This window comes from Streptomyces sp. NPDC002057 (genome assembly GCF_040296665.1).
GTDB lineage: Bacteria > Actinomycetota > Actinomycetes > Streptomycetales > Streptomycetaceae > Streptomyces.
Genome location: NZ_JBEOXR010000005.1, coordinates 34,075 through 55,616, shown reverse-complemented (window position 1 = coordinate 55,616; position 21,542 = coordinate 34,075). Strand labels below are relative to the sequence as shown.

Annotated in this window: 21 protein-coding genes; 9 read left to right on the top strand and 12 right to left on the bottom strand. The window is 72.1% G+C overall.

Annotation, left to right across the window (positions count from 1 at the left end; genetic code table 11):
* Window positions 1-9: 9 nt before the first annotated feature.
* Both ABT129_RS06160 and ABT129_RS06155 read left to right on the top strand, forming a co-directional pair.
* Window positions 10-372: a PLD nuclease N-terminal domain-containing protein gene (locus ABT129_RS06160; RefSeq protein ID WP_351897198.1), complete on the top strand. Its 363-nt coding sequence runs from the start codon at window positions 10-12 to the stop codon at window positions 370-372.
* On the top strand, window positions 372-1,256 hold the full coding sequence (locus ABT129_RS06155; protein WP_351897195.1) for a LysR family transcriptional regulator: 885 nt from the start codon (window positions 372-374) through the stop codon (window positions 1,254-1,256). Before ABT129_RS06160 ends, ABT129_RS06155 begins: the two co-directional genes overlap by 1 nt.
* Here ABT129_RS06155 and ABT129_RS06150 read toward each other — a convergent pair.
* A complete protein-coding gene (locus ABT129_RS06150) occupies window positions 1,159-2,088 on the bottom strand; it encodes a DMT family transporter (RefSeq protein WP_351897193.1) in 930 nt (309 codons plus the stop codon). The genes ABT129_RS06155 and ABT129_RS06150 overlap by 98 nt on opposite strands.
* A gap of 101 nt (window positions 2,089-2,189) precedes the next feature.
* On the bottom strand, window positions 2,190-2,381 hold the full coding sequence (locus tag ABT129_RS06145; protein ID WP_351897190.1) for a hypothetical protein: 192 nt from the start codon (window positions 2,379-2,381) through the stop codon (window positions 2,190-2,192).
* 205 nt (window positions 2,382-2,586) lie between these two features.
* On the opposite strand from ABT129_RS06145, the gene ABT129_RS06140 reads away from it, so the two are divergent.
* The 4 genes from ABT129_RS06140 (at window position 2,587) to ABT129_RS06125 (ending at window position 7,778) form a co-directional block, all read left to right on the top strand.
* Window positions 2,587-3,039, top strand: coding sequence for a nucleoside deaminase (locus ABT129_RS06140; protein ID WP_351897188.1), 453 nt, complete (start codon window positions 2,587-2,589; stop codon window positions 3,037-3,039).
* Window positions 3,032-3,952, top strand: a complete 921-nt coding sequence (locus ABT129_RS06135; RefSeq protein WP_351897185.1) for an isopenicillin N synthase family dioxygenase — start codon at window positions 3,032-3,034, stop codon at window positions 3,950-3,952. The genes ABT129_RS06140 and ABT129_RS06135 overlap by 8 nt, the downstream gene beginning before the upstream one ends.
* 123 nt (window positions 3,953-4,075) lie before the next feature.
* Window positions 4,076-6,154, top strand: coding sequence for an amino acid adenylation domain-containing protein (locus ABT129_RS06130; protein ID WP_351897183.1), 2,079 nt, complete (start codon window positions 4,076-4,078; stop codon window positions 6,152-6,154).
* A 100-nt stretch (window positions 6,155-6,254) separates the two neighbouring features.
* Window positions 6,255-7,778 carry a hypothetical protein gene (locus tag ABT129_RS06125; RefSeq protein WP_351897181.1) on the top strand — a complete coding sequence of 508 codons (1,524 nt, stop codon included), beginning with the start codon at window positions 6,255-6,257 and terminating at the stop codon, window positions 7,776-7,778.
* Window positions 7,779-7,829: 51 nt separating this feature from the next.
* Here ABT129_RS06125 and ABT129_RS06120 read toward each other — a convergent pair whose 3' ends face one another.
* From ABT129_RS06120 to hemL, 8 genes are all read right to left on the bottom strand, one after another.
* Window positions 7,830-8,363 carry an SRPBCC domain-containing protein gene (locus tag ABT129_RS06120; RefSeq protein ID WP_351897178.1) on the bottom strand — a complete coding sequence of 178 codons (534 nt, stop codon included), beginning with the start codon at window positions 8,361-8,363 and terminating at the stop codon, window positions 7,830-7,832.
* A gap of 37 nt (window positions 8,364-8,400) precedes the next feature.
* On the bottom strand, window positions 8,401-9,483 hold the full coding sequence (ccsB, locus tag ABT129_RS06115) for a c-type cytochrome biogenesis protein CcsB (RefSeq protein WP_351897175.1): 1,083 nt from the start codon (window positions 9,481-9,483) through the stop codon (window positions 8,401-8,403).
* The gene (gene resB, locus ABT129_RS06110) at window positions 9,480-11,222 is read right to left on the bottom strand and encodes a cytochrome c biogenesis protein ResB (RefSeq protein WP_351897172.1); all 1,743 of its coding nucleotides are present in this window, start codon (window positions 11,220-11,222) and stop codon (window positions 9,480-9,482) included. Before resB ends, ccsB begins: the two co-directional genes overlap by 4 nt.
* 5 nt (window positions 11,223-11,227) lie before the next feature.
* Window positions 11,228-11,965 (bottom strand): cytochrome c biogenesis CcdA family protein, encoded by a 738-nt coding sequence (locus tag ABT129_RS06105; RefSeq protein WP_351897169.1) that lies wholly within the window; start codon window positions 11,963-11,965, stop codon window positions 11,228-11,230.
* A gap of 4 nt (window positions 11,966-11,969) precedes the next feature.
* A complete protein-coding gene (locus ABT129_RS06100; RefSeq protein WP_351897166.1) occupies window positions 11,970-12,575 on the bottom strand; it encodes a TlpA family protein disulfide reductase in 606 nt (201 codons plus the stop codon).
* Window positions 12,576-12,685: 110 nt separating this feature from the next.
* Window positions 12,686-13,975 carry a polysaccharide deacetylase family protein gene (locus ABT129_RS06095; RefSeq protein ID WP_351897582.1) on the bottom strand — a complete coding sequence of 430 codons (1,290 nt, stop codon included), beginning with the start codon at window positions 13,973-13,975 and terminating at the stop codon, window positions 12,686-12,688.
* Window positions 13,976-14,307: 332 nt separating this feature from the next.
* Window positions 14,308-15,024 (bottom strand): histidine phosphatase family protein, encoded by a 717-nt coding sequence (locus ABT129_RS06090; protein WP_351897163.1) that lies wholly within the window; start codon window positions 15,022-15,024, stop codon window positions 14,308-14,310.
* Window positions 15,021-16,367 (bottom strand): glutamate-1-semialdehyde 2,1-aminomutase, encoded by a 1,347-nt coding sequence (hemL, locus tag ABT129_RS06085; RefSeq protein ID WP_351897160.1) that lies wholly within the window; start codon window positions 16,365-16,367, stop codon window positions 15,021-15,023. Before hemL ends, ABT129_RS06090 begins: the two co-directional genes overlap by 4 nt.
* A 230-nt stretch (window positions 16,368-16,597) precedes the next feature.
* Here hemL and ABT129_RS06080 point away from each other — a divergent pair, with 230 nt between their 5' ends.
* Window positions 16,598-17,215: a hypothetical protein gene (locus ABT129_RS06080; protein WP_351897157.1), complete on the top strand. Its 618-nt coding sequence runs from the start codon at window positions 16,598-16,600 to the stop codon at window positions 17,213-17,215.
* A 98-nt stretch (window positions 17,216-17,313) separates the two neighbouring features.
* On the opposite strand, the gene ABT129_RS06075 is transcribed toward ABT129_RS06080, so the two are convergent.
* Window positions 17,314-19,332: an APC family permease gene (locus ABT129_RS06075; protein ID WP_351897155.1), complete on the bottom strand. Its 2,019-nt coding sequence runs from the start codon at window positions 19,330-19,332 to the stop codon at window positions 17,314-17,316.
* A gap of 145 nt (window positions 19,333-19,477) precedes the next feature.
* Here ABT129_RS06075 and ABT129_RS06070 point away from each other — a divergent pair, with 145 nt between their 5' ends.
* Complete coding sequence (locus tag ABT129_RS06070; RefSeq protein ID WP_351897580.1) at window positions 19,478-19,897, top strand: MerR family transcriptional regulator; 420 nt, start codon at window positions 19,478-19,480, stop codon at window positions 19,895-19,897.
* Window positions 19,898-20,046: 149 nt separating this feature from the next.
* Here the strand turns inward: ABT129_RS06070 and ABT129_RS06065 are convergent, their stop codons facing one another.
* Window positions 20,047-20,910, bottom strand: coding sequence for a substrate-binding domain-containing protein (locus ABT129_RS06065; RefSeq protein ID WP_502981665.1), 864 nt, complete (start codon window positions 20,908-20,910; stop codon window positions 20,047-20,049).
* Window positions 20,911-21,227: 317 nt separating this feature from the next.
* Between ABT129_RS06065 and ABT129_RS06060 the strand changes: the two genes are divergently transcribed.
* Window positions 21,228-21,476 (top strand): hypothetical protein, encoded by a 249-nt coding sequence (locus tag ABT129_RS06060; protein ID WP_351897150.1) that lies wholly within the window; start codon window positions 21,228-21,230, stop codon window positions 21,474-21,476.
* Window positions 21,477-21,542 lie beyond the last annotated feature (66 nt).

Below are 21,542 nucleotides of genomic sequence, written 5' to 3'. Positions count from 1 at the left end.
CTCTCCCACATGCTCAGGGCGCTGCTGTTCATCCTGCCGCTGGCGCTGATGATCTACGCCTTCATCGACTGCCTGAACACCCCCGAGGAAGAGGTCAAGCACCTCCCGAAGCCGGTCTGGGCGATCGTCGTCCTGCTGTTCTCGGTGGTCGGGGCGATCGGCTGGATCGTCGCGGGCAAGGAGCGGCGGCCGAGGACGGGGCGCGGAGCGGGAGCGGGCGGCTGGGTGGCCCCCGACGACAACCCGGAGTTCCTGAAGTCCCTGAAGGACGAGCAGCGGGGCGGCGCCACCGGCCCGAAGGCGGACGACGAGGACCGGAAGAAGAGCGATCCCGACCGCGAGCGCGAGCGCGACGAGGACACCGAGAGCTGATGGAGCTGCGGCTCCTCGCCACCTTCGAGAAGGTGGCGACGGTCCTCTCCTTCACCCGGGCCGCCGCCGAGCTCGGCTACGCGCAGTCCAGCGTCACCGGCCAGATCAAGTCGCTGGAGTCCTCGCTCGGCGTGGAGCTCTTCGAGCGGCTCGGCAGCCGCATCCGGCTCACCGGGGCCGGGGAGCGGCTCCTGCCGTACGCCCGCCGGATGGGCGAGCTGGCCGAGGAGGCGCGAGGAGCGGTGACGGAGGCGGCGGAGCCGTCCGGCCCGATCTCCGTCGGCACCATGGAGTCCCTCACCTCCTACCGGCTCCCGCCGCTCCTGGAGTACTTCCACCACCGCTATCCGGGGGTGCGCCTGACGCTGCGGCCGACGCTCGGCGACGAGACGCGGCAGGCGCTGCGGCAGGGCACGTACGACGTCGGCTTCCTGATGGAGCCGGACACGGAGCACGAGGGCCTGGAGTCGGAGGTCCTGGCGCCGGAGCCGCTGGTCCTGGTGGCGGCCCCGGACCACCCGCTGGCCGGCCGCACGGCCCTGTCGACGGAGGACCTGGCGGCGTCCCGCCTCCTCGGCACGGAACCGGGCTGCCCGTACCGCGACCTCTTCGAGGAGGAGCTGCGGGAGTGGGCGCCGCCGTTCATGGAGTTCGGCACGATCGAGGCGACGAAGCGCGGGGTGGCGGCGGGTCTCGGGGTGGCGCTGCTGCCCCGGGTGGCGGTCGCGGCGGAGCTGTCGGCCAGAACCCTGGTCCCCCTCCCCTGGGAGGCCCCGTTCACCCTCTTCACCCAGCTCGCGTGGCGACGGGGGAAGCGGCTTCCGGCTCATGTGCGGCTGTTCGTGGAGCAGGCACGGCGGCTGGTGGCCGAGCAGCGAGGATGACCTTGAGGCTGGCGAGGACGATCAGCGGGACGCCGAGCGCCTGGACGAGCCCGATGTGGTGGCCGTACACGGCCCAGTCGACGCCCATGGCGACGGCGGGGTAGACGAAGGCGAGCACGGCGATCTTGGCGAGGGGCAGCCGGGCGTAGGCGGCGTACATGAGCACGTACATCACCCCGGTGTGCACGACCCCGAGCCCGACGAGCCACACCCACCCGCTCCCGAGCCCGCTCGCACCGCCGAGGTCGACGAACGGCAGCAGCACCGGCAGCCCCACGAGGACCTGGACGAGCGCGATCAGATGGGGCCGCACCCCGCTGATCCGCTTGGTGACGAAGGTGGCGAGGGCGTAGAGGACGGCGGCGGCGAGGGCGAACCCGAGCCCCTTGAGGGAGGCCGTCTCGCCCGGCCGCACGCCGGAGACGAGGATCAGCCCGGCGAAGGCGAGCGCGAGCCAGCCGAGCCTGCCCGCGGAGATCCGCTCCCTCGTGAAGACCGCGCCCAGCAGCACCAGGAAGAAGGGCTGCGTGTGGTAGACGACGGTGGCGAGCGAGATCGAGGCGGCGTCGTAGGCCTCGAAGAGGAAGACCCAGTTGAAGACGATGAACACCCCGCCGAGGGCGGCGAGCCCCAGCGACCGCCCGGTGAACCCGTGCCCGGTGAAGAACCCCCGCGCCAGGCTGTAGGCGCCGAGCGCGGCGGCGCCGAAGAGGCACCGGAAGAACACGACCTCGAAGGGCGAGGCCCCGGACTCGACGACGAAGACGCCGAGGGTGCCGGAGAGCACCATGGCGAGGGTGAGTTCGACGGCTCCCCGCGTTTCGTTTCTCATGACAGGGACGCTACGAGCGCTCCGGGACCCGGTCCACGAGCCAGTGGGGACAGCTGCCGATGCCCCCGATCGGCTGTGCCGATCGGGGGCGTCGGAGGGGATCAGTTGTCGGAGCCGACCGTGTTGTCGTGACCGGCGTTGAAGACGTCGTCGTGCGCGAACTGGAGCCAGTCGCCGAAGACGATGGTGTGCGAGGTTTCGGGCTCGTAGTCGACGTAGACGTCGGCGCTGGCGGCACCGGCGGCGCCGAGGACGAGGGCACCGGTGGCGAGGGCGGTCAGCAGGGAACGCATGGAAGACCTCTCGGTAGAACGGCGGAACGCTCCGCGAGTCCGTGGAGCACCCGGCAAGCTAAGTCCACGGCCCGCCCCTCCTCCGGCCGCCGGGCCGGTGGGACCCGGGCCCTCAGCCGATCGGCGGCAGCGGCGGGGCGGGCCGCGCACCGCCGGGGTCACCGGCGGGGGTGACGGCCGGGGTCCATCGGGGAAGGCTCCCCCCATGGATCAGGAACAAGCCCGCCGGTGGCTCGCCACCGCCCTCGGCGAGGCCCGTGCCGGGCTCGCCGCCGGGGGGATTCCCATCGGGGCCGCCCTGTACGGGCCCGACGGCACCCTCCTCGGCCGTGGCCACAATCGGCGCGTGCAGGACGGGGACCCCTCCCTCCATGCCGAGACCGCCGCCTTCCGGGCCGCCGGACGGCAGCGCTCGTACCGGGGGACGACCATGGTGACGACCCTCTCGCCGTGCTGGTACTGCTCCGGCCTCGTCCGGCAGTTCGGGATCTCGCGCGTGGTCGTCGGGGAGGCCGAGACCTTCCACGGCGGGCACGACTGGCTGGCCGAGCACGGGGTCGAGGTGCTCGTGCTCGACGATCCCGAGTGCGTCGGGCTGATGCGCGAGTTCGTCGAGAAGCACCCCGCCCTGTGGAACGAGGACATCGGCCATGAGTGAGGCGCCCGCGGCCCGGCTGCCCACCATCGACCTCGGGCGCGATCCCGCCTCCCAGCTTCCGGCCGTCGACCGTGCTCTGCGCGAGGCCGGGTTCCTGCTGGTGAAGGGCCACGGCGTGGATCCGGGGCTACGGGCGGCGATCCGGGCGAGCGCGCGCCGCTTCTTCCACCTGCCGCCCGCCGCCAAGGAGCCGTACGCCGTGCGGGTCGGCGGGCGCGGCTGGCTCGGGCCCGGCGCCGAGGCCAACGGGTACGCGGAGGGGACGGCGACCCCGCCCGACCTGAAGGAGTCGCTGTCGTTCGCGGCGGACGAGCCGACCGGCGACCCCGTCGTGGACGCCGAGTGGTTCCTGCCGAACACCTGGCCCGCCGAGGTCCCCGAGCTGAGGCCCCTGGTGGAGACGTACCTGGGAGAGATGAAGGAGCTGTCCGACCGGGTCCTCGACCTGCTCGGCGTCGCGCTCGGCGAGGAGCGGGACTTCTTCACCCGGCACACCGGGCACCCCACGTTCGGCTTCAACGTCAACTGGTACCCGGGGCGGGAGCGGACGGGCGAGCCGGAGCCGGGGCAGTTCCGGATCGGACCCCACACGGACTTCGGCACGGTGACCGTCCTGGACCGGGAGGCGGGCAAGGGGGGACTCCAGGTCTTCACCGAGGCCGACGGGTGGCGGGACGCCCCGTACGACCCCGCCGCGTTCACCGTCAACATCGGAGACCTGATGGCGGGCTGGACGGGCGGACGGTGGCGTTCCGGGCGGCACCGGGTGCTGCCGCCGCCGGCCGACGCGCCGGAGGAGGAGCTGATGTCACTGGTGTACTTCTACGAGTGCGCCCCGGGGACGACGATCCACGGCATCGAGTCGCACGGATACCTGCGGGCCCAGCTCGACGCCATCGCCACCACGGACTGACCCGTCGACAGGAACCGGTCCCGCCACAGACCGGCAACGCCTCCACAACAGAGTCGAAAAGCCCACCGCTTTCCCAACACACCGTCGATATCCTGGAGTTGACTGTGACGGGGGTGACGGGGCGTGGACAGAGAGCTGTACGGCCGCGAAGCGGCACTGCACGAGACCGGGCTGGTCGCACGTCTCAGCGGGCTCACGGAGCGCGCCACCTCACGGGTGCCGTTCGAGCACGGCGACGACCCGCCGGTCACGGTCTTCACCGGTGGCCGGGGCACGGGGAAGACGGCCCTGCTCAAGGAGGTCCGCAACCGCTACAAGGGGTTCACCCCGCTCGCCCTCCTCGACTGCGCGCACGTCGAACCGCCCGCAGACCACGGCCCCGGCTGGACCCCGGTCACCGGGGCCCTCGCCGAACTCGCCGTACAGCTGTCGCCGAGGGTGCTCGGCGCCCGCCCGGTGCGGTTCCCCCGGCTCTCGCTCGGCCTGGTGGCCGTCGCCTCGCTCGGCTGGTCCCAGGAGGACGACGAGCGGGCCCGCCGCGACCTCCAGCGGCTCGGACCGCTGCTCGCGACCGTCGACGCGACCAGGGGCGCCGCGACCAACTGGGTCGGCAAGGTCCTCGCCAAGCTCGCCGCCACCTTCGCCGAGGCCACCGTGCCGCTCGCCGGACTGCTCGCCGAGGCCACCGTGGAGACCGTCCTCGAAGAGGTGTTCGGCCGCCTCCAGCGCACCTCCGAGAGCTGGTACGGCAGCTACCGCAACGCGGGCGGCCGCGGGAAGGCCGGGCTCCAGCAGCTCGCGATCGACTTCGAGCAGGGCGGCAGACGCCGCCGCGAGGCCGAGGACTTCCTCGTCGGCGCCCTGACCGAGGACCTGCTCCACCCGTACGTCGGGATGCGGCGCGGCAGCCGGATCGGCCGCCCGCTGCTCCTCCTCGACAACGCCCACGAACCGCTCGGCCGGCAGCTCGTCGAACCGATCCTGCGCGCCCGCACCGACGGCCGCCGCGACCGGGTCGTCGTCCTCGCCTCCTCCCGCGTCCACGAGCACGAGGGGCTGCGGCACGCCACCAGGACCCGGCTGCCGGAGACCGCGCACCGGGCGCCCTGCCCGCGCGACGCCCGCGTCGGCTCCGGCATCCTCGCCGTCGAGCTCACCCCGCTCTCCCCCGCCCAGACCCGGTCCGTCTTCGACCGCCACGACCCGGCGGGGCGCACCCCGGCCGGACTGGCCCGCGCCGTCCACCGGCTGACCGGCGGCCGGCCCCTCGGCGTGGCCCTCCTCGGCCGGGCCGCCGGCGAGGCCCCCGCGGCCGTCCGGGCCGCCCTCACCCCGGGCCGGCTGCTCGACCTGACCGTGGAACTGCGCGAGGACACCCCGCCGGTCCCCCTCGCCCCCACCCTCCTCGCCGAACTGCTGCCGGTGCACCGGCCGGGGCCGTACGCGGTGCTGGCCGCCGCCCACGACGAGGAGTCGGCCCGGATGCTCGCCCACGCCCGGCTCCAGGGCGAGTCACTGGACGGGGACGTGGCGCTGCGCGTCCGCGACCGGCTGCGGTCCGAGAACTGGACGGCGCCCACGCAGGAGTCGCGCCACTTCGTCGCCGACCCGCTGCTGCGCGCCCTGCTCCTGCACCGGCTGCGCTTCGAGGACGACGACCACCCCCGGTACGCGGCCTGGCGCGCGGTCCACGAGACCCTGCACCGGCACTACGGCCCCGCCCCCGGCCCGTACCGGCTCCACCACGATCTGGCGCTCGGCCGCACCGAACCGGCCGTCACCCGGCTGCGGACGACCTTCGCGGAGCCGGACGTCCTGGGCTGGCTGGGCGCCCTGCGGTTCATCGGCTCCGCGCCGTACCCCCGGGAGCGCGGCCGGAGCGGGCCCGACCCGCGGCGGGCGATCGCCCTGGGCCGGGGTCCGGCGGACGACCTGCCGCCGGAGCTCTCGGCCGAGGCCGTCGAGGTCGTCGAACTCCATCTGTCCGTACGGCGGTTGCTGCACGCCGTATGGCTGCTCACCGATCCGCTCGCACTGCCCGACGACGAGGTGGCCGACCGCCTCGCGCACGAGCTGCGCCGCCTCTCCGGCCGTCATCTGTCGGGCAGCGGTTCGCTCTGGGACGCGGCCACCCACTGGCCGCGCGACATCCGCGCCTGGCGGGAGCTCTCGCTGCCGCCGGGCCGCGAGGACGGAGTCTGACGCCATGCCCGACCGACGGACCGCGCAAGGACCCGACCACGGACCCGGCCGAGGACCAGGCCGAGGACCGGGCGGGCGGGCCGACCGACCGCTCGACCGGGTGCGACGCCGGGTCTTCCGCACGCCCCGCCAGAAGGTCGTCACCTCGATCGTCGTGGCCGCCCTCGTCCTCGGCCTGGGCGGCTACGGCGTCGCGCGGCTCACCACCCCGGAGGACCGTTCCTGCGCGGCGGGCGTCGAGAAGCCGGTCGGCAGCACCGAGTGCGTCGGCGTCAACGGCGACGGCCATGCCTTCGGCATCCCCGAACTCGCGGAGATCGCCGGGGCCATCGGCCGCGAGAACGCCACGCTGAAGCCCGGCGAGTACGCGACCGTCGCCGTCCTCCTGCCGATGACCTCGACCGACGGCGGCATGCGGGTCAAGGTGCTGCACGAACTCCAGGGCGCGTACGCCTACCAGTACCGGGCCAACCACGCGTCCAACAGCGAGACGCCCAAGATCCGTCTCGTCCTGGCCAACACCGGCAAGGGCAACGCCCACTGGCGCGGCACCGTCGACCGGCTCATCGCCATGACCGGCGGCCCCGACCGGCTGCGGGCCGTCTCCGGCGTCGCCACCTCCTCCACCCAGGTACGGGAGTCGGTGGCCGCCCTCACCGGGGCCGGGATCGCCGTCGTCGGCACCACCATCACCGCCGACGACATCGCCAACAGCCCCGCGGCCGGGAACCGCTACCCCGGTCTGGCCCGCGTCTCCCCCACCAACAGCGACGAGGCCAGGGCCCTCGCCGCGTACGGCCGGGTCGACGCCGCCAAGGCCCTCCTCGTCGAGGACACCCGCGAGGGCGACCACTACACCGACACCCTCAAGGCCGCCTTCTCCGCCACCCTCAAGGGCGCCCCGTACGAACCGCAGCTCTTCACCTCGCCGCCCGACCCGACCGAGGAGGGCACGACGGCCAACACCTTCCGGCAGATCACCCATCTGATCTGCGACACCCGCGCCGAGACGATCTTCTTCGCGGGCCGCCACACCCAGCTGCGCCAGTTCATCAACGCGCTCGGCGCGCGCGGCTGCGTCGACCGCCCGTTCACGATCCTGACCGGCGACGAGGGCTCGTACCTGGGGGCGGACGAGAAGCTCGACCGGAACGCCCTGAAGGCGAAGCTGACCGTGCGGTACGCCGCGCTCGCCCACCCGGACGCCTGGAAGCCGGCGGCGGGGCGGCCGGTCCCGGCGACCGGCGGCTCGGTGGCCGCGTACACGACGTTCACGGCCGACATCGCCCGCGCGGCGAAGGAGCCGGTGGCGCTCGCGGACGGCCAGGCGATCATCGCCTACGACGCGATGGCGACGGCGGTCCACGCGATCCGCCAGGCCACCCCGCAGGGCGCCCAGTACCCCGAGGTGGCGGCCGTGGGCACCCAGTGGCCGCAGGTCAAGGGCTCGCTGCGGGTCCAGGGCGCCAGCGGCTGGATCTGCCTCGACAACTACGGCAACCCGTACAACAAGGCGGTGCCGATCGTGGAACTGGCCCGGGACGGCTCGCAGCGCTTCGTCCAGATGGCCTGGCCGGAGGGCCGCCCGCCGGCGGCGGCGTGCCTGCCGCCGAAGCGCGGCTGACCCGCGCGGGCCGGGAACGCGAGGCGGGGCCCGGCCGCGGGGCCCGCGGGCCTACGGCTCCCACTTCGGCCAGGGCGCCTCGTCCCGCTCGTACAGCCGCCGCAGCTGCTCCCACCGCTCGGCCGACCAGGAACCCCAGTCGGCGGGAGTGCCGTCGAGGGCGTCGGCCAGCAGCTCGAAGTGGTCGTGCCACCCCGCGAGACAGTCCAGCCGGTACGCGCGGGTCCCGCGCGTCTCGTTGGTGAAACGCAGCACGGTCGACCCGGCGCCCCCGGCGGACCCCGGCTCCAGATGGAACCGGATCCGCCCGTGCGTCGGACCGACCGTGTACTCGGCCACGTACTCCGGGTCCCAGGCGGTCACCCGCCCCGAGACCACCGTGTCGCCGTTCAGCCAGCGGAGGGTGACCGGGCCGCCGAGCCGTGGCTCCAGCGGGTCCGCCGCGCACAGCCACCCCGCCAGGCCCTCGGGGGTGGCGACCGCGGCCCACACGTCGGGCAGGGGATGCGGCAGCTCGACGGCGAACCGCAGCAGATGCGCGTCGCCGTCGTGGGTCTCGCACCTGCCCCGGGGTATCTCGCTCATACCTCAAGCGTGGCCCCGGGGCCCGTCACCCGCGAGCTCAGACGCCCGCGTACGAGTGCTTGCTGCTGACGAAGATGTTCACGCCGTAGTAGTTGAAGAGGAAGCAGGCGAAGGCGATGAGCGCGATGTACGCGGCCTTCCGCCCCTTCCAGCCGGCGGTCGCGCGCGCGTGCAGGTACGCGGCGTAGCCGACCCAGGTGATGAAGGACCAGACCTCCTTGGCGTCCCAGCCCCAGTAGCGGCCCCACGCGTCGCCGGCCCAGATCGCGCCCGCGATGATCGTGAAGGTCCACAGCGGGAAGACGGCCGCGTTGACCCGGTACGAGAACTTGTCGAGCGAGGCCGCCGAGGGCAGCCGCTCCATGACGGAACGGGCGAAGCCACCCGGGTTCCCGCCGGTCGCGAGCTTGTTCTCGTACGAGTCGCGGAAGAGGTACAGCAGGGTGGCGACGGCGCCCAGGTAGAAGACCGCGCCGCAGAAGATCGCGGTGGAGACGTGGATCCACAGCCAGTACGAGTCGAGCGCCGGGACCAGCTGGTCGCTGGGGGTCTTCAGCCAGGTGGTGGCCATGCCCAGGTCGAGCAGGACGGTCGTGACCAGCGGCAGACCGAGCCAGCGGACGTTCTTCTTGGCGACGAGGAAGCCGAGGTACGCGCCGACCGCCACCGTGGAGAAGGTGGTGGAGAACTCGTACATGTTGCCCCAGGGGGCCCGCTGCACGGCGAGCGCGCGGGCGACCACGCCCGAGGCCTCGACCAGGAAGGCGAGGACGGTCAGCGAGACCGCGATCCGGCCGTACAGGTCGCCCTTGGCGGTGCCGCCGGCCGCCCCGGGACCGTCCGGCACGTCACGGGCGCCGGCCGCTGCGCGGGTGACGACCTTCGGCTTCTCCAGGACGGTGGTGCCGCCGGCCTGCTTGACCTGGACGGTCACGGCGGGGGTGGCGGCGCCACCGCGCGAGGTGAGCGCGGCGGCCGTACGGCCGACCTTGCTGCGGCTGCCGAGGACCCACTCGGCGATGTGGGCGAAGAAGGCCAGGGTGTAGACGGCCATCGAGGAGTAGATGAGCAGGTCGCTCATCCGCGCCAGGCTCTCGTTGGTCGTGGCGGCGAGGATCACTTGTCGGCCTCTCCAGAAGGGGCAGGGTCTTCGGGTACGGCGGGGGGTGCCGCCTCAGCTGGTACGGCCTCCGGATCGGCGTCCGGCGCCGGCGGCGCGTCCGCCGTGAGGGCGACCGCGAGGTCGCCCAGCTCCTCGGGGAGCTTGGCGGACTCACTGCGGCCCAGGCCCGCCATCTCGACGACGGTCACGCCGTCCTCGCCCCGCACGGCCCGGACCCAGACCCGGCGCCGCTGGATGAAGAGCGAGCCGGTCAGACCGGCGATCGCGGCGATGGCGCCCGCCAGGGCGAGGCCGTTGCCCGGCTGCTGGGAGACCTGGAAGCTCGCCCACTCCTTGACGTCCTTCTCGAAGGTGATCGAGCCGGCGCCGTTCGGCAGGGTCATCGTCTCGCCCGGCAGCATCCGCTGGGCGAGCTTGCCGCCCGACGCGTCCGTGAACTGGGTCATCTTGGACTTGTCGAGCTGGTACACGTTCTGCGGAAGACCGGAGTTGACCCGCAGGTCGCCGTGGAACCCGGTGAGCGCCATCACGGGGAAGTCGAGCGCCGGGAACTGGGAGAACATCGTGCCCTTGCCGGCGCCCGCGAACGTCGGCACGAAGAAGGCCTGGAAGCCCAGCTGCTCCTTCTTGCCGTTCTTGTCGCGGTAGCCGTCCATCACCTTGATGGCGCCGGTGGACGTGATGTTGTTGTCGATGGGCAGCAGCGGCACGGCGCCGTGGAAGACGGTCTTGCCGCGACCGTCCTTGACGGTGACGACCGGCGCGTAGCCGTGGGCGATCAGGTAGACCTTGGAGTCGCCCACCTTCAGCGGCTCGTTGACCCGGATGACGGCCTTCTCGGCCTCGCCGCCCCGGGAGTAGGAGACCTTGGCCTCGAAGGTGCGGGGGGTGCCGCGCTGGGGGCCGTTCTTCTCGTACGTGCCGTCGAAGGCGTCGAGCTTGAAGCTGAACGGCTCCAGCTCGTCGATGCCGAACTGCGAGCCCGACTTGAAGTCGTCGTACTGGGTGAGCGTGTTGGAGAAGCCGTCGCCCTCGACGATCAGCTTGCCGCCCTCGGACTTGAAGAGCTGGCCCCAGGCGAAGGCGACGAGCATCACGATCAGGGCGACGTGGAAGGCCAGGTTCCCGGCCTCACGGAGGTAGCCCTTCTCGGCGGCGATCGCGTCGCCCTCGGGGTGGGCGCGGAAGCGGCGTCCCTTGAGGAGGGTGAGCGCGGCCCCACGGACCTGCTCGGGCTCTGCCCCGGTGCGCCAGGTGGTGTACGCGGGGAGCCGGTCGAGGCGCCGGGGGGCGCCCGGCGGACGGCTGCGGAGCTGGCCGACGAACTGCCAGCTGCGCGGCACGATGCAGCCGATGAGGGAGACGAACAGCAGGATGTAGATCGCGGAGAACCACACCGAGCTGTAGACGTCGAAGAACTGGAGCTTCTCGTAGAGCGGCGTGAGGGTCTTGTGGGCGTCCTTGAAGGCCTGCGCCTTCATCTCGTCCGCGCTGGTCTGCGGGATGAGGGAGCCGGGGACGGCGCCGAGGGAGAGCATGAAGAGCAGGATCAGCGCGACCCGCATGGAGGTCAGCTGCCGCCAGAACCAGCGGACCCAGCCGACGACCCCGAGGGTGGGTCCGCCGACGACGGTGTCGCCGCGGTCCTCGGTGGGTGCGGTGGAGAGCTGGGCGCCGGCCGCTTCGTCGGCCTTCCGCTCGTTCTCCGTCGTATCGGATGTGTCGGTCGTGCTCATGGAACTCAGATCCCCACCGTGAAACCGCTGGACCAGCCCTGCATCGTGGCGACCATGCTGTCCCACGCGCCCGTGAGGAGCAGGACACCGGTGACGAGCATCATGCCGCCGCCGATCCGCATCACCCACACATAGTGCTTCTTGACCCATCCGAACGCGCCGAGCGCCTTGCGGAAGGCTACGGCGGCGAGCACGAACGGTACGCCGAGGCCCAGGCAGTACGCGAAGGCGAGCAGCGCTCCGCGGCCGGCGCTGGCCTGCTCCAGGGCGAGCGCGTTGACCGAGGCGAGCGTCGGGCCGATGCACGGGGTCCAGCCGATGCCGAAGAGCGCGCCGAGCAGCGGGGCGCCGACCAGGCCGGCGACGGGCTTCTTGTGGAAGCGGAACTCGCGCTGGGTGAACCAGGGCATCAGGCCGAGGAAGAACACGCCCATGAGGATCATGAGCACGCCGAGGATCGTGGTGAGCGTCTCCCGGTACTCCTGGAGGGTCGACCCGAAGTAGCCGAAGAGCGCGCCGCCGGAGACGAACACGGCGGTGAAGCCGAGGACGAACAGGACGGCCCCGGCGGTCATCCGGCCGCGGCGGCTCTCGGCGAGGTCCGTGCCGGTGACCCCGGTGACGTAGCTGAGGTAGCCGGGGACGAGCGGGAGGACGCACGGCGAGAAGAAGGAGACGAGCCCGCCGAGGACCGCGAGGGGCAGGGCGAGCAGCAGGGCTCCGCTGGTGACCGTCTCGTTCACCGGCTCACTTCTCCTTGAGGAGGGGCTCGATCATCGACTTCAGCTTCTCCTCGTTGAGCGCCATGAGGGAGCGTGCGGCGATCTTGCCCTCCTTGTCGAGAACGACGGTGGAGGGGATGGACTGCGGGCTCAGCGTGCCCTTGGGGAAGCCGAAGAGGATCAGTTCGCCCTGTGGGTCGTAGAGGCTCGGGTAGGTCACCCCGTAGTCCTCCTCGAAGGCGAGCGCGGGCTGCTTGTTGGGGTCGCGGGTGTTGAGCCCGACGAACTCGACGCCCTGGGCCTTGAGGTCCTTGGCGGCCTTCGCGAAGTGCGGGGCCTCGGCGCGGCAGGGCGCGCACCACGAGCCCCAGACGTTGAGGACGACGACCTTGCCCCTGAGGTCGGCGACGTCGAGCTGCTTGCCGTCGAGGGTCTCGCCCGCGAGCTTTCCGGTGGCCGCGCGTTCGCCCTTGGCCGCGGTGGAGATGCCGCCCGTGTTGGTCACGAAGTTGGTGTTGCCACCGCCGCCGGACTTGCCGTTGCTGTCGCCGCCGCAGGCCGAGAGGGTGAGGGCGGCGGACAGCACTCCGACGGCGAGCAGGGTGCGGCGAGGGGCACGGTCAAGGCTCATGTGAAAAGTTTCGCATGGGCGTTTGGGGGATCTTGGGCACCCCCCTACGTGCCCGTAAAGCCCCTTGTCAAGATCGCCTAAGCGATCGGCGGCCCCGCGCCCCGGTGGAACTAGGCGGTCGGCGTGGACGAGGGGGTCGTCGTGGCGCCCGACGCGGGCCTGAGGAAAGTATTCCACCCGCCCGTGGGCTTCTCGCCGACCCCCAGCGAACGCAGCCGGTCGAGGATCTTCGGGTCCTGGACGTCGAGCCAGTCCACGAACTGCCGGAAGGAGACGAGCCGGACGTCCTTCTTCCCGGCCATTCCCTTGAGCGCCTCTTCGACGGCGTCCATGTAGATGCCGCCGTTCCACTGCTCGAAGTGGTTGCCGATGAAGAAGGGCGCGCGGTTGGACTCGTACGCGCGCGTGAAGCCGGCGAGGTAGGCCTCGGCCGCCTGCTTGCGCCAGCCCGGGTAGCGCGAGGGCATGCCCTTCGTCGTGTTCTTCGACTGGTTGGCGAGCATGTTGTAGTCCATGGACAGGACCTCGAAGGAGTGCCCGGGGAAGGGCACGGCCTGGAGCGGGAGGTCCCAGACGCCCTGGCGCTTGACGGGCCAGGTCTGGCGGCCGCCGGGCGAGCTGGCGTCGTAACGCCAGTTCAGGCGCTTGGCGGTGGGGAGCAGGTTGTCCTGGCCGAGGAGGCAGGGGGTGCGGCCGCCGACCAGCTCCTTGGAGTAGTCGAAGGGCAGCGGGTCGAGTTCGGTCCAGCCGCTGTTCGTCTTCCACTCGGTGACGAACTTCATGGCCTGGTCGATCTCGCTCTGCCACTGGGCCGGGGTCCAGTTGCCGACGGAGCCGGAGCCGCCGCAGAAGTGCCCGTTGAAGTGGGTGCCGATCTCGTGGCCTTCGAGCCAGGCCTGCCGGACGTACTTCAGCGTGTCCTTGATGTGGTCGTCGGTGAGGTAGCCGATGTCGGAGGCGCCGACGCGGTTGTTCGGCGGGCGGTAGAGGTTCTTCTTCGACTCGGGGAGGACGTAGACCCCGGAGAGGAAGAAGGTCATGGCCGCGTCGTGGTTCTTGGCGAGTTCGAGGAAGCGCGGGAAGAGGCCGTTGCCGACCTCGCCCGCGCCGTCCCAGGAGAAGATCACGAACTGCGGCGGGGTCTGGCCGGGTTCGAGCGGGACGGGGGCGTCGGGCTGGTGCGGCTGCTTCCCGGTGTCGGCGGTGGAGCCGTCGCCGATGAGCCGTACCCGGTCCTTGGTCGGGGTGGGGGTGCTCGGATCCGCCGAGACGTCGCCCCCCTTCCCGGGTCCGGAACGTCCGGGCTTGTCCTGATTGCCGGAACTGCACGCGGCGACGCCCATCGCCGCAGTGGCACCAACACCGGCCCCGAGCAGCCCCCTTCGACTGATCCCACTGATTCCGCGCATGACATCCCCATTCGCGCTGACGTATGACCTGAACGTCATCCAAACCGACAATGAGTGAGATGCCGGGAGGAACACGTAGGTTCCGGGAATTCGCACAAAAATTTCAGGGCGGTCGATTGGCATGAACACCATCGACCGCCCTGAACTCTGGACCTTGTGCTCCCGCACTGTCCAGTCGGGTTGTACGACCATCCCGAAGAACTCCGGCGCCCTCCCGCGAAACCGCTCCGCGCCGTGGAGAACACTGCCGCGACATGGAGAACAGCGCCGCGTCGCGACGGACCGCGGCGCGTTGTGAAGAACCCTCGCCGCGTTGTGGAGAACTACGCCCCGAAAGCCTTCGACTTCCCCTTGACCGGCTTCGCGCCGGCCAGCAGATGCGCCGGTACGAGATCCCGGGCCGGCTCGCTGTACCCGACCGACACGATCTTGTCGCCCCGGTACGTGAAGGAGGTCAGCGAGGCCAGCGTGCACTGCCGCCGCCGCGGGTCGTGCCAGAGCCGGCGCCTCTCCACGAAGCTGCGGACGATCCAGATCGGCAGCTGGTGGCTGACGCAGACCGCCTCGTGCCCCCGGGCCGCGTCCTTCGCCGCGTCGAGCGCGCCCATCATCCGGACGACCTGCTCCACGTACGGCTCGCCCCAGGACGGCTGGAACGGGTTGGTCAGGTGCTTCCAGTTCGCCGGCTTGCGCAGCGCCCCGTCCCCGACGCCGAAGGTCTTGCCCTCGAAGACGTTCGCCGCCTCGATGAGCCGCCCGTCGCTCGCCAGGTCCAGACCGTGGGCCTTCGCGACCGGCATCGCCGTCTCCTGCGCCCGCTCCAGCGGCGAGGCCACGACGTGCGTGATGTCCCGTCCGGCCAGGTGCTCGGCGACCCGGTCGGCCATCTGCCGGCCGAGCTCGGAGAGGTGGTACCCGGCACGGCGCCCGTAGAGGACACCGTCCGGGTTGTGGACCTCGCCGTGCCGCATCAGATGGACGACGGTGATGTCCTCGTCGGGGACGTCCCGCTCCCGCACGGGGGCGTTCGGCTCGCTCATGCCGTCGCCTCCGCGGCGGCGCGGGCGGCGGCCGGCAGCGCGGCGGCGATCCGCTCGATCGCCCGCTCGTCGTGGGAGGCCGACACGAACCAGGACTCGAAGGCGGACGGCGGCAGGTAGACGCCGTCGGCCAGCATCGAGTGGAAGAAGGCGTTGAAGCGGAAGGCCTCCTGCCGCTTCGCCTCGTCGTAGTTCCGCACCTCGTCGGCGGTGAAGAAGACCGAGAACATGTTGGACGCGGTCTGCAGCCGGTGCGCCACGCCCTCCTTGGCGAGCGCGCCCGTGACCAGGCCCTGGATCTCCGCCGAGACCGCGTTCACCTTCTCGTACGCCGCGTCGTCCAGCAGCCGCAGCTGCGCGAGCCCGGCGGCGGTCGCGATCGGGTTACCGGAGAGGGTGCCCGCCTGGTAGACCGGCCCGGCCGGAGCCAGGTGGCCCATGACGTCGGCGCGACCGCCGAACGCGGCGGCCGGGAAGCCGCCGCCCATGACCTTGCCGAAGGTCAGCAGGTCGGCCCGGACGCCGTCGACGCCGTACCAGCCGGCCTTCGAGGTACGGAATCCGGTCATCACCTCGTCGGAGATGTACAGCGCGCCGTTCTCCCGGCACACGTCCGCGAGGCCCTGGTTGAAGCCCTCCGCCGGCGGCACGACGCCCATGTTGCCGGGCGAGGCCTCGGTGATGACGCAGGCGACCTCGCCCGGGTGCGCGGCGAACGCGGCCCGCACCGCGGCCAGGTCGTTGTAGGGCAGCACGATCGTGTCCCCGGCCTGAGCGCCGGTCACGCCGGGCGTGTCGGGCAGGCCCAGGGTGGCGACGCCGGAGCCGGCCGCGGCCAGCAGCGCGTCCACGTGGCCGTGGTAGCAGCCCGCGAACTTGACGACCTTGGCGCGCCCGGTGAAACCGCGGGCGAGCCGGATCGCGGACATCGTGGCCTCGGTGCCGGAGGAGACCAGGCGCACCTGCTCGACCGGCTCGACGCGGGCCACGATCTCCTCGGCGAGCGCGACCTCGCCCTCGCCGGGGGTGCCGAAGGAGGTGCCGCGGGCCACGGCTTCCTGCACCGCGGCGGTGACCTCGGGGTGCGCGTGGCCGAGGATCATCGGACCCCAGGAGCACACCAGGTCGACGTACTCACGGCCGTCCGCGTCGGTGAGGTAGGGACCGGAACCGGACACCATGAACCGGGGCGTTCCGCCCACGGCCCGGAAGGCCCGCACCGGTGAGTTCACGCCGCCGGGCGTCACGAGGGAAGCGCGGTCGAAAAGCGTCTGTGAGACTGGGGCTTCGTATGAATACGGCACTGTGATCCTGACCTGCGAGAACGACGTCGGGCACGACATAGGGAACGGAGGGTCGGCGTGGACATCCTGTGTATTACGCCGGGGCGTTCGCCCTCCGCGTCTGCGAAACTGGGGCGTCATAGGGATGACTCACGGAATCCATGGTGTCAGAGGCCACGGCGTTCTTGCGGACAGGTGTTTCACCGTACGAACGCGGGGGAGGTCACTGACACGATGATCGGGTTGCGCGGCGGGGTCGTGTTGCCGAGAAAAAGCAGTCGGGTGGAGATATGCATCGCGGTGGCGGACCGGGCGAGGGGACGGACGATCTGGGTCCGGAGTCTGCCCGCCGGGGGAGACACCGGCGCCGGCGGAGCGAGGACCCGAGCGCGGGAACCCCGGGTGTTCCCAGCATTCCCGGCACATCGGGCCCTCCGGGAGCACCGGTCGCCGGAGGCGGGAGTGGCCGGTTGGGGGTGACGTACAAGTACTTCGGCGCGCCCGACGGCGCGACGGCGGCCAGGGTCCCGATCTCGATGCGTCCGGAGGAGCTCGGCGGCGACGAGCTCGGCATGGGCGGCATGTTCACCAAGATCAAGCCGGAGACCATAGCCGCCATGGTCCTGACCGGCATCCAGGGCATGCCCCTGCACAAGGTGCCCCCGCTGGAGCTGGTGGTCCTGCACCCGGACTACGCGGTGGTGAAGCTGCCGATGACCGTGGTCGACCCGCTGCGCGCGATCGGCGAGGAGTCGGTCGGCGCCGCCGCCTTCATCTGGTCCACGGTCCCGGACCGCGGCGGCCCGCGCGACGCGTTCGACGTCTACCAGCTGCTCCACGAGTGGCAGGACTTCTCGGTCCGCCTCCACGAGGCGGGTCACCAGCCCTACTGCCTGGTCTGGCCGTAGGGACGCGCGGTCGCCGGAGAGGACCGAAGAGGACCGAAGAGGACCGGGAGTGAGACCGGGAGAGGGCCGGCCCGCGACCGGCGGGGACCGGCCCCCGATCAGGTCCGGTCCTCGGCCGCCTTCGCGTCGTCCGCCGCCCGCGCGCGCTCGGCGGCGAGTTCGCGGGCCGAGGCCAGCCGGTACGGCACGTCGATGACCACGACGTTCTTCATGAACAGCAGCCGGGCCTTGAGGCGCAGCGCGCTCTGGTTGTGCAGCGGCTGCTCCCACCAGTGCCCGACCACGTACTCGGGGATGACCACCGAGATCACCGCGTTCCCGGTCCGCTCGGGCGCCTCCCGGACGTGCCGCAGGACCGGCTGGACGATCGAGCGGTACGGGGAGCTGAGCACCCGCAGCGGTACGTCGATGCCGCGCGCCTCCCAGGTCGCGCGGAGCACCTCCGCCTCCGCCGGGTCCTCGGCGACGGTGACCGCCGTGAGGGAGGTGGGGCGCAGGGTCTTCGCGTACGACAGGGCCCGGAGGCTGGGCGCGTTGACCGAGGCCACCAGGACGAGGACGTGGTTCCCGGCGAGGGCGCGGGGCAGCTCGTGGGGGCCGACGGCGACCTCGGAGGCGACGGTGTCGTAGTGCCGCCGCACCCCCTTCATCCCGGCGAAGAGCACCGGCATCGCGATGACGACGATCCAGGCGCCGTGGGTGAACTTGGTGATGAGGACGATGACGAGGACGACCGCCGTCAGACAGGCCCCGAAGGCGTTGATGGCGAGGCTGCGGTGGATGCGGCGGCGGCCCGCGCGGGTGGTGGGGTCGTCGGAGCCTCCGGGCGTGGCGTGGCTTCCGGGCGTGGCGGGTCTGGCGAGTTCTCGCCGCCAGTGCTTGACCATGCCGGCCTGGGAAAGGGTGAAGGAGACGAAGACGCCGATGATGTACAGCTGGATGAGGCGGGTCAGCTGCGCGTCGAAGGCGACGATGAGGGCCATCGCGGCGAGCGCGAGGAGCACGATGCCGTTGGAGTAGACGAGCCGGTCGCCGCGGTGGAAGAGCTGGCGGGGCGCGTAGCGGTCCCGGCCGAGGACGGAGGCGAGCATCGGGAAGCCGTTGAAGGCGGTGTTGGCCGCCAGGATGAGGACGCCCGCGGTGACGGCCTGCAGCGCGTAGAACAGGACGTGCCAGTCGCCGAAGGTGGCGCGCCCGATCTGGGCGAGGGCGGTGGACGTCGGGGTGCCGGGGGCGAGTCCGAGCTCGGTGGGGTCCTCGGCGACGTGGACCTCGTAGACCATGGCGAGCACCGTGATCCCGAAGAACATGGTCACGGAGAGCCCGCCCATGATCGCGAGGGTCATCGCCGCGTTGCGGCTCTTGGGCTTGGCGAACGCCGGTACGCCGTTGCTGACCGCCTCGACGCCGGTGAGCGCGGTGCAGCCGGAGGCGAAGGCGCGCATGGCGAGCAGCACGAGGGCGATCCCCGAGTAGGTGGAGACCTCCTCGACGGGCAGGTCGGCGGATTCGGCCCGGATCGTCGAGCCGGTCGCCATCCGTACCGCGGCCACCGCGAACATCAGGTAGATGACGGTGATGAAGGCGTAGGTGGGGAGGGCGAACCAGCGCCCCGACTCGCGCACCCCGCGCAGGTTCAGCCAGGCGAGCACCGCGACGAAGAACACCGACATGGCCACGGCGTGCCCGTCGAGCGAGGGGACGGCCGAGGTGATGGCGGCGACCCCGGAGACGACGGAGACGGCGACGGTCATCACGTAGTCGATGAGCAGCGCGGAGGCGGCGGTGAGCGCGGCCGTCTGTCCGAGGTTCTCGGCGGAGACGACGTAGGCCCCGCCACCGCCCGGGTAGGCGTAGCAGGTCTGGCGGTACGAGGCGACGACGACCAGGAGCAGGACGACGATGCCGGCCGCCGCGTACCAGGCCAGATGGAGCACGGCGAGGCCGCCGAGGGCGAGGACCAGCAGGATCTCCTCGGTGGCGTACGCGACCGAGGAGAGCGGGTCGCTGCAGAAGATCGGCAGGGCGACCCGTTTCGGCAACAGGGTCTCCCCGAGCCGTCCGCTGTCCAACGGACGACCTACGAGCAGGCGTTTCGCCGCACTTCCAGCTCTCATAAGTGATGAAGTTAGGACGAATGGTATGTAATGCGCGGAAGCCGCGCCCGGTGGGAGCCCCCGTACGCCCTGTGGGAGCCCCGTACGAGGAAGGAACCGACGCGTGAGCGGAGTACGAGGAGTGCCAGGAATGCTGGGAGCACGGATGACCGGCGAGCCCATGCAGATCGGCGAGGTCGCCGCACGGACCGAACTGTCCCTGCGCACGATCCGGCAGTACGAGGACAGCGGTCTGGTCGTCCCGTCCGCGGCCTCGCCGGGCGGCTTCCCGCTCTACACGGACGCGGACGTGTCGCGGCTGATGGTGGTCCGCCGGATGAAGCCGCTCGGCTTCACCCTCGACGAGACCCGCGAACTCCTCACGGCCGTGGACCGGCTGGCGGCCGAGCGCGCGGGCACCGAGACGGAGCTCGACCCGGACGAGCGGACCGCGCTGGTGGCCCGCGTCCGCCGCTACGAACAGGCCGCCGCGGAGCGGGTCGCCGAACTGCGGGCCCAGCTGGCCCGCGCGGAGGAGTTCGCCGACTCCCTCCGCCGCACCAGGCTGACGCCCGCCCCGGCGTAGCGGAGCGGGCTCCGGGGCGGGGCGGGTCGGGGCCGGGTGGGTCGGGTCCGGTCGGGCCGGGCTCGGTCGGACCGGCTCCGGTCGGCTCGGCCCTCGATCGGCTCGGCTCCGGTCGGGCCGGCTCCGGTCGGTCGGCGGTGTCGGCCGGCTCAGGCCGCGAGCGCCTCGGCCAGCTCGCGGAAGAAGCGTGCGTAGGCGGCCGGGCTGGGCGGGGTCTCCGGGTTCCACGGCGTGGACCGGATACCCGCCAGGACCTCGTCCGGCGCCGTCGCGTGGGCCCGGCTGTCGAAGAGGACCAGGTCAGGACGGAGTTCGGCCGCCCGGGCCCAGTCGCCGGTGAGCCAGTTGGCACCGGGCCCGGGGCCCGGGTCGACGAGCCGGACACCCAGCTCGGCGAGGTGCGCCAGCTCCGGCCAGGCCTGCGGCCGGGCCAGGTGCACCTGGTCGGGACCGGCCCCGGAGAGGGCGAGCACGGTGAGCGCGCTCCGGTCGGCGGCCTCCCGCAGGGCGTCCTCGGCGGCCCGCAGCCCGGCCCGGGAAACGGACCCGCCACCCGGGTCGGCCTCCGCACCCGCCCCGGCGTCCGGCACACCCGAAGCGGCGTCCGCCCCGGCCGTACCGGCGTCCGCCGCGGCCCCCAGGCTCACCGCCAGTTCGCCGAAACGGTCGAGGATCGCCGGCAGGGTGAGCTCGTTGCCGACGGAGAGCGCGACGAGCGGCACCCCGAGCCGTTCCACGACGGCCTCGTCGAGCGCGTACGGGCTCTTCCCGTCGTAGGTCACGTCGACGATCACGTCCGGCCGCAGCTCCCGCAGCGGCGCCTCGTCCAGGCGCCGGCCCGGCCCGAGGTACGTCACCGCCGCCGCCCGCAGCCCGCCCTCCTTCGCCGGATCCAGGACGTCGTCGTCGTGCCCGGAGCCGTACACCGCGACCGGCGTCACGCCCAGGTCACACAGGGCCGCCCCGGCCCGCACGTACGCGATCACCCGCCGCGGCACGCGCGCAGCCCCCACCTCCGTACCTCTGTCGTCCGTGAATCCCCACACCAGTGCCCCGGACATACGGCTGCTCCCTCCCCGGCCGGAATGCGCCTCTTCCGCCACCTTGGAGCGGTTCCCCGGCCCGCACAAGAGGGCCTGCGGCCATGCCCGCCCGGCGGTGCCGCGGGGGGCGGGACCAAGGTCCCGAACCCCCCTGCCGAAAGTCCCCCAGGGTGGTGTTAACTGAACGGGTCGGGAGGAAGCAGTAGGAATCGTCGCTGCCGTCGCGCCCGCGCGCCACCTGCCGGGGCGCGCCGCGTGCGGGCGGCCCTCACGTCCTGGAGTGAGTCATGTCCTTGCCCGGCCAGTTCTCCGACCCCCGTGTGCTCGCGCTCTTCGGCCTGCTCGCCGTCTCCACGGTGGCGTGGGTCGCGCTCGGTCTGCGCGCCCGTGCCCGCGTCCGCCGCGACCGGGCGCGCACCCCGCTGGAGCGGATCTGGCACCCGCAGGAGTCGACCGTGCTGACGCCCGAGGAGGAGCACGCCTTCGGCCAGGTCGTCTCCCGGCTCTCCCTGGGCGGACCGGGCCGCCTGCGCTGACCGGCGGGCCGACGAACCCCGGCCCTCAGGACTCGGGACTCAGGCCTTGGGACTCAGGACTCGGGA